Annotated in this window: 11 protein-coding genes; 7 read left to right on the top strand and 4 right to left on the bottom strand. The window is 72.5% G+C overall.

The window, feature by feature from the left end; all coding sequences use genetic code 11:
* Nucleotides 1–355: 355 nt before the first annotated feature.
* Nucleotides 356–1,498, top strand: coding sequence for a transcription termination factor Rho (rho, locus tag ACFCV8_RS14500; protein ID WP_376685664.1), 1,143 nt, complete (start codon nucleotides 356–358; stop codon nucleotides 1,496–1,498).
* Nucleotides 1,499–1,569: 71 nt separating this feature from the next.
* A complete protein-coding gene (locus tag ACFCV8_RS14495; RefSeq protein ID WP_376685663.1) occupies nucleotides 1,570–2,550 on the top strand; it encodes an aldo/keto reductase family protein in 981 nt (326 codons plus the stop codon).
* 67 nt (nucleotides 2,551–2,617) lie between these two features.
* Here ACFCV8_RS14495 and ACFCV8_RS14490 read toward each other — a convergent pair whose 3' ends face one another.
* From ACFCV8_RS14490 to ACFCV8_RS14480, 3 genes are all read right to left on the bottom strand, one after another.
* On the bottom strand, nucleotides 2,618–3,979 hold the full coding sequence (locus ACFCV8_RS14490; protein ID WP_376685662.1) for an NAD(P)/FAD-dependent oxidoreductase: 1,362 nt from the start codon (nucleotides 3,977–3,979) through the stop codon (nucleotides 2,618–2,620).
* Between the two features lie 140 nt (nucleotides 3,980–4,119).
* Nucleotides 4,120–5,850, bottom strand: coding sequence for a cytochrome c oxidase subunit I (gene ctaD, locus ACFCV8_RS14485; RefSeq protein WP_376685661.1), 1,731 nt, complete (start codon nucleotides 5,848–5,850; stop codon nucleotides 4,120–4,122).
* A gap of 327 nt (nucleotides 5,851–6,177) precedes the next feature.
* Nucleotides 6,178–8,400, bottom strand: coding sequence for an NADP-dependent isocitrate dehydrogenase (locus ACFCV8_RS14480; RefSeq protein WP_376685660.1), 2,223 nt, complete (start codon nucleotides 8,398–8,400; stop codon nucleotides 6,178–6,180).
* Nucleotides 8,401–8,633: 233 nt separating this feature from the next.
* On the opposite strand from ACFCV8_RS14480, the gene ACFCV8_RS14475 reads away from it, so the two are divergent.
* From ACFCV8_RS14475 to ACFCV8_RS14460, 4 genes are read left to right on the top strand one after another with little or no spacing between them, the layout of a single operon-like run.
* Nucleotides 8,634–9,563 (top strand): LLM class F420-dependent oxidoreductase, encoded by a 930-nt coding sequence (locus tag ACFCV8_RS14475; RefSeq protein ID WP_376685659.1) that lies wholly within the window; start codon nucleotides 8,634–8,636, stop codon nucleotides 9,561–9,563.
* Nucleotides 9,564–9,623: 60 nt separating this feature from the next.
* The gene (gene dhaK / locus ACFCV8_RS14470) at nucleotides 9,624–10,616 is read left to right on the top strand and encodes a dihydroxyacetone kinase subunit DhaK (RefSeq protein ID WP_376685658.1); all 993 of its coding nucleotides are present in this window, start codon (nucleotides 9,624–9,626) and stop codon (nucleotides 10,614–10,616) included.
* A 52-nt stretch (nucleotides 10,617–10,668) separates the two neighbouring features.
* A complete protein-coding gene (dhaL, locus tag ACFCV8_RS14465; RefSeq protein ID WP_376685657.1) occupies nucleotides 10,669–11,286 on the top strand; it encodes a dihydroxyacetone kinase subunit DhaL in 618 nt (205 codons plus the stop codon).
* The gene (locus ACFCV8_RS14460) at nucleotides 11,283–11,693 is read left to right on the top strand and encodes a PTS-dependent dihydroxyacetone kinase phosphotransferase subunit DhaM (RefSeq protein WP_376685656.1); all 411 of its coding nucleotides are present in this window, start codon (nucleotides 11,283–11,285) and stop codon (nucleotides 11,691–11,693) included. The genes dhaL and ACFCV8_RS14460 overlap by 4 nt, the downstream gene beginning before the upstream one ends.
* Nucleotides 11,694–11,738: 45 nt before the next feature.
* Here ACFCV8_RS14460 and ACFCV8_RS14455 read toward each other — a convergent pair whose 3' ends face one another.
* The gene (locus tag ACFCV8_RS14455) at nucleotides 11,739–15,158 is read right to left on the bottom strand and encodes a phosphodiester glycosidase family protein (RefSeq protein ID WP_376685655.1); all 3,420 of its coding nucleotides are present in this window, start codon (nucleotides 15,156–15,158) and stop codon (nucleotides 11,739–11,741) included.
* 326 nt (nucleotides 15,159–15,484) lie between these two features.
* Between ACFCV8_RS14455 and ACFCV8_RS14450 the strand changes: the two genes are divergently transcribed.
* Nucleotides 15,485–15,982: an NUDIX domain-containing protein gene (locus tag ACFCV8_RS14450; RefSeq protein WP_376685654.1), complete on the top strand. Its 498-nt coding sequence runs from the start codon at nucleotides 15,485–15,487 to the stop codon at nucleotides 15,980–15,982.
* Nucleotides 15,983–16,175 lie beyond the last annotated feature (193 nt).

The following is a 16,175-nucleotide window of genomic DNA, read 5'->3' as shown; positions in this document are numbered from 1 at the left end:
CCCTGCGCGGGTGGCACGGCCAGGGCGCGGGCGGGTGACCCGGAGGACCCCATCACCCGCCGGACACCGCGGGGACCGGATACCGCAGGCCGCTCCCGCTCCCGATGCCCAAGGTCCGTGGTACGGTGCCAACAGCACCTGTGTACGCCTCTTTCGAAGGCGCCGGTGCGATGTGTTTCTCCGAGGCCGCCACGCCGCTCTCTTCCGGCCGGTGATCCGGCTCTCCGCACCACCTCTCACAGTTCGGACCGGTTTTCCCGTCCGGGCTTCTCCCGCCCGTCGCGCGGGGCGTGATCCCTTCCGCCCACGCCGTCCGGCCTCCTCGTTCGCCCTGTCCGCGAAAGGACCACCCACCATGACCAGCACTCTCGAACTCCCCCTCCTGGCACCCGAGCCGACGCCCCAGGAGGTCACCGGCCTCCTCGACCTCACTTCCCGGGGCAACGGCGCGCTGCGCGTCCGAAACGCCCTCCCCTCCCCCGGCGACGTGGTCGTGCCCGCGGCTCTGATCCACCGTCACGGGCTGCGCCGGGGCGACGCCGTCACGGGACACTGCGATCAGCCGCGCACCCTGTCGGCCGTGGAGCGGGTCAACGGCCTTTCCCCGCAGTCCCTTTGCGGCCGGCCGCACTTCCGCGACCTGACCCCGCTGCACCCGGACCGGCGGCTGCGGCTGGAGAATCCGTCCGGCGGCGCGGCGATGCGCCTGGTCGATCTGGTCGCGCCGATCGGCAAGGGGCAGCGCGGGCTCGTCGTCGCACCGCCCAGGACCGGCAAGACGGTGCTGCTCCAGCAGATCGCGGCCGCCGTCGCCGCCAATCACCCCGAGTGCCACCTGATGGTGGTACTGGTCGACGAACGCCCCGAGGAGGTCACCGACATGCGCCGGTCGGTACGGGGCGAGGTGTTCGCCTCGACGTTCGACCGGCCCGCGCAGGAACACATCGCGCTCGCCGAACTCGCGTTGGCCCGCGCCGAGCGGCTGGTCGAGCAGGGCCGGGACGTCGTCGTCCTGCTCGACTCCCTCACCCGGCTGTGCCGCGCCCACAACACCGCCTGCGCGGCGGGCGGCCGCACCCTGAGCGGCGGCGTCGACGCGTCCGCGCTGCTCGGTCCCAAGCGGCTCTTCGGCGCAGCGCGGCTGACCGAGCAGGGCGGTTCCCTCACCATGCTGGCCACCGCTCTGGTGGAGACCGGCTCCCGCGCCGACGACTACTTCTTCGAGGAACTGAAGGGCACCGGGAACATGGAGCTGCGGCTCGACCGACAGCTCGCGGCCCGGCGCGTCCACCCGGCCGTGAACATCCCGGCGTCCGGCACCCGGCGCGACGAACTGCTCGTCCAGGAGGGCGAACTGCGGGCCGTCCGGGCGCTGCGGCGCGCTCTCCACGGCAGGGATCCGCAGGGCGCTCTGGAGACCCTGCTGGACCGGCTCCGCCACACCCCCGACAACGCGGCCTTCCTGCGCGCCGTCCACCGGACCGTCCCCGGGGCGTGAAGAGCCCCGGCGCCATAGCATGGCCGGGCCATCGCATCACCCGCACCTCACGCGTACAGGGAGATCAGCACATGGAGTTCCGTCGACTCGGGCGCAGCGGCCTGACCATCAGCGAGATCGCCTACGGGAACTGGCTCACGCACGGTTCCCAGGTCGAGGAGGAGACGGCCGCCGCCTGCATCCGGGCCGCGCTGGACGCCGGGATCACCACCTTCGACACCGCGGACGTGTACGCCGGGACCCGCGCCGAGGCCGTACTCGGGCGGGCGCTGAAGGGTGAACGCCGAGAAGGTCTCGAGGTGTTCACCAAGGTCTACTTCCCGACCGGCACCGGGCACAACGACCGGGGGCTGGGCCGCAAGCACATCATGGAGTCCATCGACAACTCGCTGCGCCGGCTGCAGACCGACTACGTGGACCTGTACCAGGCGCACCGCTACGACCACTCGACGCCGCTGGAGGAGACGATGGAGGCGTTCGCCGATGTCGTCCGGTCCGGCAAGGCGCTGTACATCGGGGTGTCGGAGTGGAACGCCGACCAGCTCCGCGCCGGGCACGCGCTGGCCCGTGAGCTGCGGGTGCCGCTGATCTCCAACCAGCCGCAGTACTCGGCGCTGTGGCGGGTGATCGAGAGCGAGGTGGTGCCCGCCTCCGAGGAGCTGGGCATCGGTCAGATCGTGTGGTCACCGATCGCCCAGGGTGTGCTGACGGGCAAGTACCGTCCAGGTGCGCCGCTTCCCGCCGGTACGCGGGCCACGGACGACAAGGGCGGCGCGGACATGGTGGCCGACTGGCTGCGCGACGAGGTGCTGGAGCGGGTGCAGCGGCTGCGGCCGCTCGCCGATGCCGCCGGGCTCGGCATGGCGCAGCTCGCGGTCGCCTGGGTGCTGCAGAACCCGAACGTATCGGCCGCGATCATCGGCGCCTCCCGGCCCGAGCAGGTGGAGGAGAACGTCGGTGCGGCCGGTGTGAGGCTCGACGCGGATCTGCTGAAGGAGATCGACGCCGCCCTGGACCCGGTGGTCGAGCGGGACCCGGCGCACACGGGCTGATCCGGAACGCGCCGTGCCCCGCGCGCCACGGGACGCGGGGCATGGGGCACGGGCACGGCGTCGCGGGTCAGGCGCGGGTGTGCAGTGCGGCGGTGTGCTCGCGGACCTGCGCGGGGGTGAGATAGGCGTCGGTGTACTCGAAGTCGCGCAGCGTGGCCGGCTTGCGGGACTGGAAGCCGGTGCGGACGAAGTCGTCGCCCGCGACCGCGTTGAGTACCCAGTTGGTCATGACCCGCGCCTTGGCGACGTTGGTGCGCAGCGCCGACCAGTGGTAGCCGCGCGCGACGGCCTGGGCGACGATGCCGTGCATCTCGACGCCGAGCGGCTTGGAGACCGCGTCCTTGCCGCCGAGGTCGACGACGAGCCCGAGGTCCTTGTGGACGTAGGGCTTCATCGGCTGGTGACGCAGGGTGGCGATGAGGTTGTCGGCGAGCCTGCGGCCCTGGCGCATGGCGTGCTGCGCGGTGGGCGGGCAGACCGCTCCGTCGCCCTTGCTCAGGTCCGGGACGGCCGCGCAGTCGCCGAGGGCGAAGACCCCGTCGAAGCCGGGCAGGCTCATCTCGGACGTGACGGCCAGCCGGCCGCGTACCGTCTCCGCGTCGAACGTGCTGACCAGGGGGCTCGCGGCGACGCCCGCCGTCCAGATCAGGGTGCGGCAGGGCAGTACCCGGCCGTCGGTGAAGGTCACCTGTTCCGGCCCAGCCTCGGCGATCGAGACACCGAGCGAGATCTCGATGCCCCGGGCGCGCAGCATCTCCATGGCGCTCCGTCCCAGCTTGTCGCCGAGTTCGGGCATCAGCTTCGGGGCGATGTCGATGAGGTGCCACTTGATGAGCCTCGGGTCGAGCCGGGGGTACTGCTGGAGCGCGTTGGTGGTGAGCCGTTGCAGGCAGGCGGCCGTCTCGGTGCCCGCGTAGCCGCCGCCGACCACCACGAACTGGAGCCGGGAGGCCCGTTCGTCCTCGTCGTCGCTGGCGTCCGCGAGGTCGAGCTGGGAGATCACGTGGTCGCGTACGTAGGCGGCCTCGGCCAGGGTCTTCATGCCTCGTGCGTGGTCCAGCAGGCCGGGGATGTCGAAGGTGCGGGTGACGCTTCCGGCGCTGAGCACGATGTAGTCGTAGCGCTCGTAGACGACCTCGTCGGTGATCTTGCGGATGATGCAGACCTTCGCCGCGGGGTCCACTCCGATGGCCCCGCCGGGAATGATCCGGGTGCGGTGCTTGCGGCTTCGGCGCAGCGAGATGGCGACCGACTGCGGGGTGAGCACGCCCGCCGCGACCTGCGGCAGCAGCGGCAGGTAGAGCTGGTACGAGAACGGGGCGACGAGGGCGATGTCCGCCTCGCCCGGGGCGAGCCCGCGCTCCAGGCGGCGTACGCATTCCACTCCGGCGAATCCGGCGCCGACAACGAGGATCCTGGGTCGTGCCACGGTGTTCGTCCCTTCTCGGGCCTGTACGGTCGTCCGTTCGCCTGCCCCTCCCGTCGCACGCGCCCGTCGTCACCCATCCTGACGACGCGGGGCGGACTTCGCCTGCTGGGGACGGCGGACGGACGACGGCGCCCGGCGGCTCAGGCCTGCCCGTCCTCCGTGACGCCGGGGATTACGGGGTGCTCGCGGTTGCGGGATTCGCCGAGTGCGCGGATCGAGGGGTGGTGCAGGTCGAAGGCCGGGGATTCGGAACGGATGCGGGGCAGGGCGGTGAAGTTGTGGCGGGGCGGCGGGCAGGAGGTCGCCCATTCCAGGGAGCGGCCGTAGCCCCACGGGTCGTCGGTCCCGACCTTCTCGCCGTACCTGGCGGTCTTCCACACGTTGTAGAGGAACGGCAGGACCGACAGGCCGAGCAGGAACGAGGAGATCGTGGAGACCGTGTTCAGCGCGGTGAAGCCGTCGGCGGCGAGGTAGTCGGCGTAGCGACGCGGCATGCCCTCGGCACCGAGCCAGTGCTGCACCAGGAAGGTGCCGTGGAAGCCCGTGAACAGCGTCCAGAACGTGATCTTCCCGAGCCGCTCGTCGAGCAGCTTGCCGGTGAACTTCGGCCACCAGAAGTGGAATCCGGCGAACATCGCGAACACCACGGTGCCGAAGACGACGTAGTGGAAGTGGGCGACGACGAAGTACGAGTCCGAGACGTGGAAGTCCATCGGCGGCGAGGCCAGGATGACGCCGGTCAGGCCGCCGAAGAGGAAGGTGACCATGAAGCCGATCGACCAGAGCATCGGGGTCTCGAAGGAGAGCGAGCCGCCCCACATCGTGCCGATCCAGTTGAAGAACTTCACCCCGGTCGGCACCGCGATGAGGAAGGTCATGAACGAGAAGAACGGCAGGAGTACCGCTCCGGTGACGAACATGTGGTGGGCCCAGACGGTCGCGGAGAGGCCGGCGATGGCGATCGTCGCGCTGACCAGGCCGATGTAGCCGAAGACCGGTTTGCGGCTGAAGACCGGGATGATCTCGCTGACGATGCCGAAGAACGGCAGGGCGATGATGTACACCTCCGGATGGCCGAAGAACCAGAAGAGGTGCTGCCACAGCAGTGCTCCGCCGTTGGCGGGGTCGAAGACGTGCGCCCCGAACTTGCGGTCCGCCTCCAGCACCAGCAGGGCCGCCGCGAGGACCGGGAAGGCCAGCAGGACCAGCACCGCGGTGAGCAGCACGTTCCAGACGAAGATCGGCATGCGGAACATCGTCATGCCCGGGGCGCGCAGGCAGATGATCGTGGTGATGAAGTTGACCGAGCCGAGGATCGTGCCGAAGCCGGAGAAGGCCAGCCCCATGATCCACATGTCGCTGCCGATGCCGGGCGAGCGGACCGCGTCGGTGAGCGGGGAGTAGGCGAACCAGCCGAAGTCGGCCGCGCCCTGCGGGGTGAGGAAGCCCGCGACGACGATGAGCGAGCCGAAGAGGTAGAGCCAGTACGCGAAGGCGTTCAGCCGAGGGAACGCCACGTCGGGGGCCCCGAGCTGGATCGGCATGATCCAGTTGGTGAATCCGGCGAACAGCGGCGTCGCGAACATCAGCAGCATGATCGTGCCGTGGATCGTGAACGCCTGGTTGAACTGTTCGGCCGACAGGAACTGCAGGCCCGGGCGGGCCAGCTCGGCCCGCATGACCAGGGCCAGTACCCCTCCGACGAGGAAGAACGCGAAGGAGGTGACGAGGTAGAGGCTGCCGATGGTCTTGTGGTCGGTGGTGGTCAGCCAGGTGACGACGGCGTTTCCGGGTTCCTTGGCGCGGACCGGCAGCTCGTTGGCGTACTCCGCTTCTCCCTCGGCCGCACCTGCTGTGCCCGTCGTCGTCACCGGGGCCGCTCCTTCGGTTGTCGCTCGCGGGTGACCCGTGGGGCGCTTGCGCCGGCCGCCGCGGCGGAAGGCGGGCTCCTCCCGCGCGTCACGCCGGATTGCAGGTGCAGCAAATCAGCCGGGGCCCCGTCGAGCGGGTCCCTCCGGCCCGCCGCCGCGCGACATTCACCCGACAGGGGGTGGTGCGGGGCCGTGAACGGGCGTGACACGGACCGGTACCGCCCGCGCACACGGAACCGCCCCGGCCGGGCGCGATGCCGGCCGGGGCGGTGGGGGCGGGGGCACCTGGACGTGCCCCCGCTCCGGGGTGTGCTGTCGCGTGTTCCGTCAGCCGATGGAGGCGATGGCGCGGACGAAGGTCTCCGACGGGCGCATGACGGCGGCGGCCTTCGCCGGGTCGGGCTGGTAGTAGCCGCCGATGTCGGCGGGCGAGCCCTGTACCGCGATCAGCTCGTCGATGATCGTCTGCTCCTGCTCGCCCAGCGTCTTGGCGAGCCCGGCGAACGACTCCGCGAGCTGCGGGTCCTCGGTCTGCGCCGCCAGCTCCTGGGCCCAGTACAGGGCCAGGTAGAAGTGGCTGCCGCGGTTGTCGATCCCGCCCAGCTTGCGGCTCGGCGACTTGTCCTCATTGAGGAAGGTGCCGGTCGCGCGGTCGAGCGTGTCGGCGAGGACCTTGGCACGCGCGTTGCCCGTGGTCGTCGCGAGGTGCTCGAAGCTGGCCGCGAGCGCGAAGAACTCGCCCAGGCTGTCCCAGCGCAGGTAGTTCTCCTTGACCAGCTGCTGCACGTGCTTGGGCGCGGAGCCGCCGGCGCCCGTCTCGAACAGACCGCCGCCGTTCATGAGCGGGACGACCGAGAGCATCTTCGCGCTGGTGCCCAGCTCCAGGATCGGGAACAGGTCGGTCAGGTAGTCACGGAGCACGTTGCCGGTGACCGAGATGGTGTCCTCGCCGCGGCGGATGCGCTCCAGCGAGAAGGCGGTCGCCTTCTCCGGCGACATGATCTCGATCTGCAGACCGTCGGTGTCGTGGTCGGCGAGGTACGTCCTGACCTTGGCGATCAGCTGCGCGTCGTGGGCGCGGTCCTCGTCGAGCCAGAACACGGCCGGGGCGCCGGTGGCGCGGGCGCGGGTGACGGCGAGCTTGACCCAGTCCTGGATCGGCAGGTCCTTGGCCTGGCACATCCGGAAGATGTCACCGGCGCCCACGGCCTGCTCCAGCACGACGTCGCCGTTGCCGTCGAGGACCCGCACCGTACCGGTGGCGGGGATCTCGAAGGTCTTGTCGTGGCTGCCGTACTCCTCGGCCTTCTGCGCCATCAGGCCGACGTTCGGGACCGAGCCCATGGTCGACGGGTCGAAGGCGCCGTGGGCGCGGCAGTCGTCGAGGACGACCTGGTAGACGCCCGCGTAGCTGCTGTCCGGCAGCACCGCGAGAGTGTCGGCCTCCTGGCCGTCCGGGCCCCACATGTGGCCGGAGGTGCGGATCATGGCCGGCATGGAGGCGTCGACGATGACGTCGCTCGGGACGTGCAGGTTGGTGATGCCCTTGTCCGAGTCGACCATGGCGAGCGCGGGGCCCTCGGCCAGCTCGGCCTCGAAGGCCGCCTTGATCTCGGCACCGATGTGCGGCACCGCGTCCAGGCCCTTGAGGATGGCGCCGAGGCCGTCGTTCGGGGAGAGACCGGCCGCGACGAGCACGTCTCCGTACTTCGCGAAGGTGTTCGGGAAGAAGGCGCGGACCACGTGGCCGAAGATGATCGGGTCGGAGACCTTCATCATGGTGGCCTTGAGGTGGACGGAGAACAGCACGCCCTCGGCCTTGGCGCGGGCGACCTGCGCGGTGAGGAACTCGCGCAGCGCGGCGACACGCAGGACCGCGGCGTCGACGACCTCGCCCGCCAGCACCGGGACCGACTCGCGCAGCACGGTGGTGCTGCCGTCGTCGCCCGCGAGCTCGATGCGCAGCGAACCGGCCTCACCGATGACGGCGGACTTCTCGGTGGAGCGGAAGTCGTCGACGCCCATGGTGGCGACGTTCGTCTTCGAGTCGGCGGACCACTTGCCCATGCGGTGCGGGTGCGCCTTGGCGTAGTTCTTGACCGAGGCGGGGGCGCGGCGGTCGGAGTTGCCCTCGCGCAGTACGGGGTTGACCGCGCTGCCCTTGACCTTGTCGTAGCGCGCGCGGACGTCCTTGTCCTCGTCGGTCTGCGGGTCGTCCGGGTAGTCCGGGAGCGCGTAGCCCTGGGCCTGGAGCTCGGCGATGGCCGCCTTCAGCTGCGGGATCGAGGCCGAGATGTTGGGCAGCTTGATGATGTTGGCCTCGGGGCGCTTGGCCAGCTCACCGAGCTCGGCGAGCGCGTCGTCGACACGCTGGCCCTCCTCCAGCCGCTCCGGGAAGCCCGCGATGATGCGCCCGGCCAGCGAGATGTCACGGCTCTCGACGTTTACCCCCGCCGTCGAGGCGTAGGCCTGGATGACCGGCAGGAACGAATACGTCGCCAGGGCCGGGGCCTCGTCGGTGTGTGTATAGATGATGGTCGAGTCAGTCACCCTGTGCTCCGCTCCACGTCTGCAACATTGCTTGACATCAAGATATCTCGTGAGCGCCCCGGTCTCGACAGGGCCCTGCTTTCGCCCGCGGCGAACCGCGCCGCTCCTGCCCCACCGCGCGCCGCCGCCCGGGTGGACGAAACCGCCCGGCGGTGCTGCGGACCGGCCGCACGGCGGTCAACAGGCAAGTGGCATACGGTGGTTGCACGACTGCCTTCAGAAGGAGTGCGCACATGCCGGTCTCGCTGGGCCTCGGTCTTCCGCAGATGAAGCAGTACGACCTCGGCAGTGACGTGGCTGCCGTGGCCCGCGCCGCGGAGGACATCGGGTACGAGAGCCTCTGGGTCTTCGAGCGGATCCTCTTCCCCGAGCCCGCCACGCAGGGTCTGTACAACGTTCCGGGGTTGCCCTGGCCCGACCAGTACCGCGGTGTCGCCGACCCGCTGATCACGCTGGCGCTGGCCGCCGGGGCGACGGGCCGGGCCCGGCTCGGCACCAGCGTCCTGGTCGCGCCGCTGCACGTGCCCTTCCAGCTGGCCCGTTCGCTCGCCTCGCTCGACGCCGCGAGCGGCGGCCGGGTGGTCGCGGGCCTCGGCACGGGCTGGTCGCTGGACGAGTACGCGGCCGCCTCGGTCGCCCCCTTCGAGAAGCGCGGCGCGGTCCTGGACGAGCTGCTCGACGTGTGTGCGGCGGTCTGGGGACCCGACCCGGTCTCGTACACCGGCGAGCTGACCACCATCGCCCCGTCCGTGGTCGGCCCCAAGCCGGTGCGGCCCATCCCCGTCTATCTGCCGGCGAACAGCCCCCGGGCCACCCGCCGCCTGGTCGACCGGGCGGACGGCTGGCTGCCGGTGTCCACGGGCGCCACCCAGCTGGCCGAGCAGTGGAAGCGGATCCAGGAGGTGGCGGCCGAACGCGGCCGGGAGCGGCCGCTCGGCGCCTGCCTGCGGGCCAACGCCCGGTACCGCGCCGAGCCGGTGACGGGGGCGGACCGCGCGCCGTTCCACGGCAGCGCGGCACAGATCGTGGAGGATCTGGTGGCCCATGCCGCCACGGGCGTCGGGGAGATCCTGCTGGACCTCCAGGGCACCACGCGTGACGCCTCCGAGCTGATCGACGTGGCCGCCGAGGTGTACGGGGCGGCGCGCGCGGCCGGGGTCTGAGCACCGTCCGCGAAGCCGTACCGGCCGGCCCGGTCGGCCCGACACCCCCAGGAGATTGCGTTGAAGATGCTGATCAACACCCCCGAAACCGTGGTCGCGGACGCGCTGCGCGGAATGGCGGCCGCCCACCCCGAGCTGACCGTGGACGTCGAGAACCGCGTGGTGGTGCGCGGCGACGCGCCCGTGGCCGGGAAGGTGGCGCTGGTCTCCGGCGGCGGCTCCGGGCACGAGCCCCTGCACGCCGGGTTCGTCGGGCCCGGAATGCTCTCCGCCGCTTGCGCCGGGGAGGTTTTCACGTCGCCCGTTCCGGGCCAGATGGTGCGGGCCGCCGCCATGGTGGACGGCGGCGCGGGGGTGCTGTTCGTCGTCAAGAACTACACCGGCGACGTGCTGAACTTCGAGATGGCCGCGGAGCTGGCCGGGGAGGACGGCGTACGGGTCGAGCAGGTGCTGGTCAATGACGACGTGGCGGTGACGGACAGCCTCTTCACGGCGGGGCGGCGGGGTACCGGCGCCACCCTCTTCGTCGAGAAGATCGCCGGGGCGGCTGCCGAGGAGGGCGCCCCGCTGGAGCGAGTGGCGGCCGTGGCCCGGAAGGTCAACGAGTCGTCGCGGAGCTTCGGGGTGGCACTGGGCGCGGTCACCACCCCGGCCAAGGGCTCCCCCACCTTCGATCTGCCGCCGGACGAACTGGAGCTCGGCATCGGCATCCACGGCGAGCCGGGGCGGGAGCGGCGGCCGATGATGGCCTCGCGGGAGATCGCGGACGCCGCGGTCGGCGCGGTGCTGGACGACCTGCGGCCGACCGGGCCGGTGCTCGTCCTGGTCAACGGCATGGGCGCGACACCGCTGCTGGAGCTGTACGGGTTCGGCGCGGAGGTGGACCGGGTGCTGTCCGAGCGCGGTGTGGCGGTGGCTCGTAGGCTCGTGGGGAACTATGTGACCTCGCTCGACATGGCGGGCTGTTCGGTGACGCTCTGCCAGGTGGACGAGGAGCTGCTGCGGCTGTGGGACGCGCCGGTGGAGACACCCGCGCTGCGCTGGGGCCGCTGATGCGCCGTACGCGCCCGTTCTGCCCGTTCTGCTGGAGCGACAAGGAGATCACGTGCTCGACGCCGACTTCTTCCGCCGTTGGATGACCACGTCCGCGGCCCTGGTGGACCGTGAGGCGGACCGTCTCACCGATCTCGACGCCGCGATCGGGGACGCCGATCACGGCAGCAACATGCGGCGCGGCTTCACCGCGGTGGCCAAGGCGCTGGGCGAGGCGCCGCCGGAATCCCCCGGGGAGGTACTGGCGCTGGCCGGGCGGCAGCTGATCTCGACCGTCGGCGGCGCCTCCGGCCCGCTGTACGGGACGCTGCTGCGGCGTACCGGCAAGGCCCTGGGCGATGCCCCTGCCGTGACGGAACAGGAGCTGGCCCGGGCGCTGGGCGAGGGGGTCGCGGCGGTGGCGCAGCTCGGCGGGGCGCAGGCCGGGGACAAGACGATGCTCGACGCGCTGCTGCCCGCCGCCGAGGCGCTCGGCAAGTCGTTCGGGGCGGCCCGGGAAGCGGCCGACGCGGGGGCGCTGGCCACGGTTCCGATGCTGGCCCGCAAGGGGCGGGCGAGCTATCTGGGTGAGCGCAGCATCGGGCACCAGGACCCCGGGGCGACGTCGGCGGCGCTGCTGGTCACCGCACTGGCCGAGACGGCCCGGGGCACGGACGGGGATGCGGCATGAGCGCCGGTGGCGTGGTCGGGATCGTGCTGGTCTCGCACAGCGGCCCGGTGGCCGAGGCCGTGGCGGAGCTGGCCGGGGGGCTGGCGGCGGGCGGTGCCACGGCCCCGGTGGCCGCCGCGGGCGGGCTGCCCGGCGGCGGGCTGGGGACGAGTGCGGAGCTGATCGCCGCGGCGGCCCGTTCGGTCGACTCCGGCGCGGGTGTGGCGCTGCTGGTCGATCTGGGCAGTGCGGTGCTCACGGTGAAGTCGATGCTGGCCGAGGGCGACGAGCTGCCGGACGGCTCCCGGCTGGTGGACGCACCGTTCCTGGAGGGCGCCGTGGCCGCCGTGGTCACCGCTTCGGCGGGCGGCGACATCGAGGCGGTGGCGGCCGCCGCGTCGGAGGCGTACGCGTACCGCAAGCTGTAGGACAAAGGCCGCCCGCACCGTGGTGCGGGCGGCCGGTCCGTGACGTCAGGCGGCGTTCGCGGCGGCGGCCGCGACGATCCTGATCCGTACCCGCTCGGTCGTGCCGTTGACCGTCACGGCGAGGGTGACGGTGCCCGGGCGCAGGGCGGTGAGGGTGCCGGTGGCCGGGTCGAGGACCGCGGTGCGGTGGCGCCCCGGCCCGTTCGCGTCACCGATGAGGACGTTCGGGGAGCCGGTCCAGTCCGCGGACAGCGGGAAGCCGACCGGGACCTCGCGGGTGCCCTGGGTGACGGTCGCGGTGACCTTCGTACGGCCCCCGGCGCGGAGCACCGGCGGCGCGTCGATCCGGACCGCGTCGGTGTGTGCGCGGGTCTGGACGGAGACCCAGTCGGGTCCGCCCTGCCACGGCCGCTGCCGCGCGGCGGCCTGCTCGCCCGGTCCGACGCGGTCGACACCCACCATCGACCAGCCGGTGAATCCGCCGTCGGCGGCGGGCCCGGCCGGGGCCTTGCCGGAGTTCCCGTTGATCAGGTAGGGCACCGAGTCGACGTGCGAGGCGTCGAAGACGCCCACGTGGCCGCCGATGAAGGCGGCGCCCTTGCCCGTCGTGCGGCGGAAGTCGGCGAGCCACCGCTCGACCAGGGCCGCCTCCTTGCGGTCGCCGAGCTGGCTGCCCTTCTGCACGGTCGGGTCTCGCGGCGGGACGTGCTCGATCAGCATCAGCGAGTCGATGCCGCGGTCCTCGGCTGCCGCGTCCAGCTGGGCGCGCAGCTGCCGGATCTGGGCGAAGCCGCCGCCGCGCAGGCTGAGGCTGGAGGTGTCTAGCGTGACGAAACGGGTGCCCTTGTGGTCGAAGGTCCGCTGGGCGGGCCCGAACTCCTCGACGAAGTTGTCGATCCGGCCGCCCATCACCTCGTGGTTGCCCGGTACGTAGTACCAGGGCAGCGCGTCGCCGAGTTCCTCGGTGAGGACGCGGCGGGCGAAGGCCAGGTCGGCGGGCGAGCCTTCGTCGACGAGGTCCCCGGCGATCACCAGGAAGTCCGGGGCGGCCGCCTTGATCTCGCGCAGGGTGCGCCGGGCCTGGGCGACGATGGCGCTGTCCGGTTCGCGGGCGACGAACTGGGCGTCGGACATCACCGCGAACCGCCAGTCCCGGCGCCCGGTCACGGCCGCCGGGTCGATCAGCGGGTCGGCGGGAGCGGCCTGTTCGGGCAGTTCGACGGTGGGCGGCACCTGGGCGGTGAGTTCGTCGATCACGATCCCGCCCGTGTACTGCTTGGTGGCCGCGGTCTCCGCGAGATAGAAGCGGGAGACGGACAGGGGCATGGCGGCGCCCGGCGGCACGTCGAAGGTGACCTGCCGCCAGCCGGTCCAGGTCACGTACGGGCCGCGCAGCAGCTGGTCGGAGCCGGCCGCGTCCTTGAGGTGCAGGGTCGGCCAGGCACCGTTGCCGTCGCCCTTGATCCACAGCTTGAACGACTGGGGCTGGCCGGGCACGGTGACCGGCCGGGGCGGGGCGGCGTAGGCGGCGCGGGTGGCGGTGGAGAGGGTGAAGTCGTAGTCGAGCTTCAGTCCGGTGCCGGTGCGGCCGTCGGGGGTGGCGGTCAGCGAGCCGTCGGCCCGTGCCTGGCTGAACTTCCAGGACCCGGCGTCGTCGAAGGAGGAGACGGCCTGCTCGGTGAGGCCGACGCTGACGGCGAGGGTGGTGGTGGCCCCGGCGACGGTCGCCCTGATCAGTCCGGCGCCGGAGCCGGTGCGCGAGGCGACGGTGAACGAGCCCTGTCCGTCGTCGCGGATGTCGAAGAGCGCGTGGTCGTAGTCGAGCGTGAGGTCGCGCGGCTCGACGGGGGCGCTGGTTCCGTGGGCGTCGAGCCCGACGATGCCGAAGGTGCCGGTGGCCCCGGCGTCGGCGAGGCCCACCCGCTGGGTGGTGGGCCGGAGGCGGGCCAGCTTGTCGAGGACGGTCAGCGTGGTGGTGCCGCGCGCCGGTCCGTGCTGGGCGCGCACCTCGGTGGTGCCGCTGCCGCGTGCGGTGAAGAGCCCGGTACCGTCGACCGTGCCGACGGAGCCGCGCGTGGTGTTCCAGCGCGGGACGCCCTGGGCGGGGCCGTACGTCTCGTCGTGGCCGGTCGCGGTGAGGCGCCGGGTGAGGCCGGGGAAGACCCGGTCGGGGTGGCCGCCCTTGACGGGGTCGGTGCCCGGGGCGGTGGCGGCGGGGGTGCGGGGCTGGACCCAGTAGCCCTTGAGGCGTCCGCTGCCGTCGGGGGCGGTGAGGGCGAGGCCGTTGGGGACGGTGCGCTCGCTGCCGTCGGAGGGGCTGTTCTCCACCTGGAGCGCGTCGCTGCCGGGGGCGCGGGCGACCAGGGTCGAGGAGCCGCCGCCGTCCAGGTTGAGCGCGCTGTAGGAACCGGCCTCGCGCATCATCAGGCCGAGTTCGGTGAGGGTGACGCCGCCGCTGTCGGCCTGCCGCCCGTCGACGGTGAGGATCTGCATCGTCCGGCCGTCCCTGGAGAAGCCGACGGCGGTCCGGGGCGCCGCGGTGTTGTTGCCCTCGCCGTCGTGGTTCTGTGCGACGCCGTCGGCGACCAGGAGTTCCCGGCCGCCGACGGCGGTGCGCGGTACGGCCCCGGAGTCGGTGCGGGCCCGGTAGGCCAGGGACACCGCGTCGCCCGGTTCGAGGGCCTTGAGCGCGACGGCTCCGGCCTCCCGGCCGACCAGGACGGTGGTGCCGTCGGGGACGGCGCCCGATCCGGGCGTGTCCGTCACGGAGACGACCTTGCCGTCCCGTACCACCGCTTCGGCGACCGGCTTCGCGGCGTCCACGGTGAGGGCACGGTCGGCGCTCCCCCAGGCCGGGGTGTACGCACCGATGGAGCCGGAGGGCACATTGGCGGCGTTGTACGCGGCGAGCGGCCGCGGCCCGGAGGGCAGGGTGAGCGTTCCCTCGAAGTACAGGTCGAGGATGCGGCCCGCGCTGTCCGGGCCGATGCCGACGGCACGGTTGACCCCGGGCGCGGGCGACTGGACGGGGACGCCGTCCTTGACGCCGATCCCTTCCGGGGCTCCGGTCTGGTTGATGTCGAAGAAGTCGGCGTTGATCGCGGCGATGGTCCGGCGGCCGGGACCGGCGTCGTGGCGGGAGGCGAGTTCGGAGACGGTGTGCCGTTCGGAGACCTTGCCGGAGGAGAGGTAGTCGGCGCGTACGCCGCTGCCGGCGAGGTCGACCGAGAGGTGGTCGACCCGCAGCCATTTGTCGGATTCGAGCCGGTCGTACGAGTCGAGCCGGACGCCGGGGGCGATGGGGCGGGAGGCCCGGGCGGTCTCGATGCCGTCGCCGTCCGCGACGGCCGTGGGCGTCGCGTCCGCAGCGTTGCTCGCCGGTGGCGGGGCGACGGGCCGCAGGATCTCGGCGGTGGTGGCGGGACGCGGGTCGGTGCCCGGGTCCGCGAGCGCGGGCGTGATCATGCCGAGCGTCAGGGCGGACGCCGTCGCGAGGAGGACCAGCGGGCGGGCGGCCGGCCGGGGCCGTCTCGCCGCCCTCCCGCGCGGTCCGGTCGCTGTACCGACTGTGCCAAGGCCCACAAGTCCTCCTGGGATCCCGATGGTTGCGCGGCCCGGTGCGGGCGGCGGGCATGTCCGGCGGACAGCATGGCCGGGCCCGGGGCGGTGCACCAGGGGGCGTCGGGAACCTCACGGCGAACAGGCGACGTCGGACCGATGACGGAAATGATCAACGTCTCGGGGGTGTCGTCGGCGCCGGTACGCCGCTGCCGGGGCGCAGACTTGACGGCATGCCATCACCGGAGCGCACCGGACGCAGCGCGGGCCTGCTGCTGTTCCGCCGCACGGGCGGGACCGGATTCGAGGTACTGATCGGCCACATGGGCGGCCCGTTCTGGGCCCGCCGGGAACACGCGGCGTGGTCGGTCCCCAAGGGGGAGTACGGCCCCGACGAGGAGCCCGCGGCGGCCGCGCGCCGGGAGTTCGGGGAGGAGTTCGGGCACCCGGCGCCGAAGGGACCGTGGATCGCGCTGGGCGAGAACCGTCAGTCCGGTGGCAAGACCGTGACGGTGTGGGCGCTGGAGGCGGACGTCGACGCCGCCTCGGCGGTCCCGGGGACGTTCACCATGGAGTGGCCGAGGGGGTCGGGGATGTTGCGGGAGTTCCCGGAGGTCGACCGGTTCGCCTGGTGCACGCCCGAGGAGGCGGCCGGACTGCTCGTGGCCGGGCAGCGGGTCTTCCTCGACCGGCTGCGGGAGCATCTGGCGGACCGTCCGGCCCGGTCCTGAACCCGGGAGTGCCGGGGTGGCGGGGCCGGGCCGGGTCCGGCGGACGAAGGCCGGACCCGGCTCAGCGGTGGCTGATCTGGGCCGCCTCGATACTGCTGTGCAGATCGCTCGTCGCGTCGAGCGCGGCGGCGCCGGAGACGGCCACGCAGGCCAGCAGCACGGCGGCCGCGGCCCGCCCCGCCCGGGGGCGTAC

It is taken from the genome of Streptomyces sp. NPDC056347, from assembly GCF_042262625.1.
Classification (GTDB): Bacteria; Actinomycetota; Actinomycetes; order Streptomycetales; family Streptomycetaceae; genus Streptomyces.
The sequence above is the reverse complement of the archived record's forward strand: the minus strand, read 5'-3'. Positions and strand labels throughout refer to the sequence as shown.

Bases quoted from the DNA above. Each gene is read 5' to 3' on its own strand.
- rho (WP_376685664.1), top strand. From the start codon at position 356: ATGACCAGCACTCTCGAACTCCCCCTCCTGGCACCCGAGCCGACGCCC.
- ACFCV8_RS14495 (WP_376685663.1), top strand. From the start codon at position 1,570: ATGGAGTTCCGTCGACTCGGGCGCAGCGGCCTGACCATCAGCGAGATC.
- ACFCV8_RS14475 (WP_376685659.1), top strand. From the start codon at position 8,634: ATGCCGGTCTCGCTGGGCCTCGGTCTTCCGCAGATGAAGCAGTACGAC.
- ACFCV8_RS14460 (WP_376685656.1), top strand. From the start codon at position 11,283: ATGAGCGCCGGTGGCGTGGTCGGGATCGTGCTGGTCTCGCACAGCGGC.
- ACFCV8_RS14455 (WP_376685655.1), bottom strand. From the start codon at position 15,158: ATGATCACGCCCGCGCTCGCGGACCCGGGCACCGACCCGCGTCCCGCC.
- ACFCV8_RS14450 (WP_376685654.1), top strand. From the start codon at position 15,485: ATGCCATCACCGGAGCGCACCGGACGCAGCGCGGGCCTGCTGCTGTTC.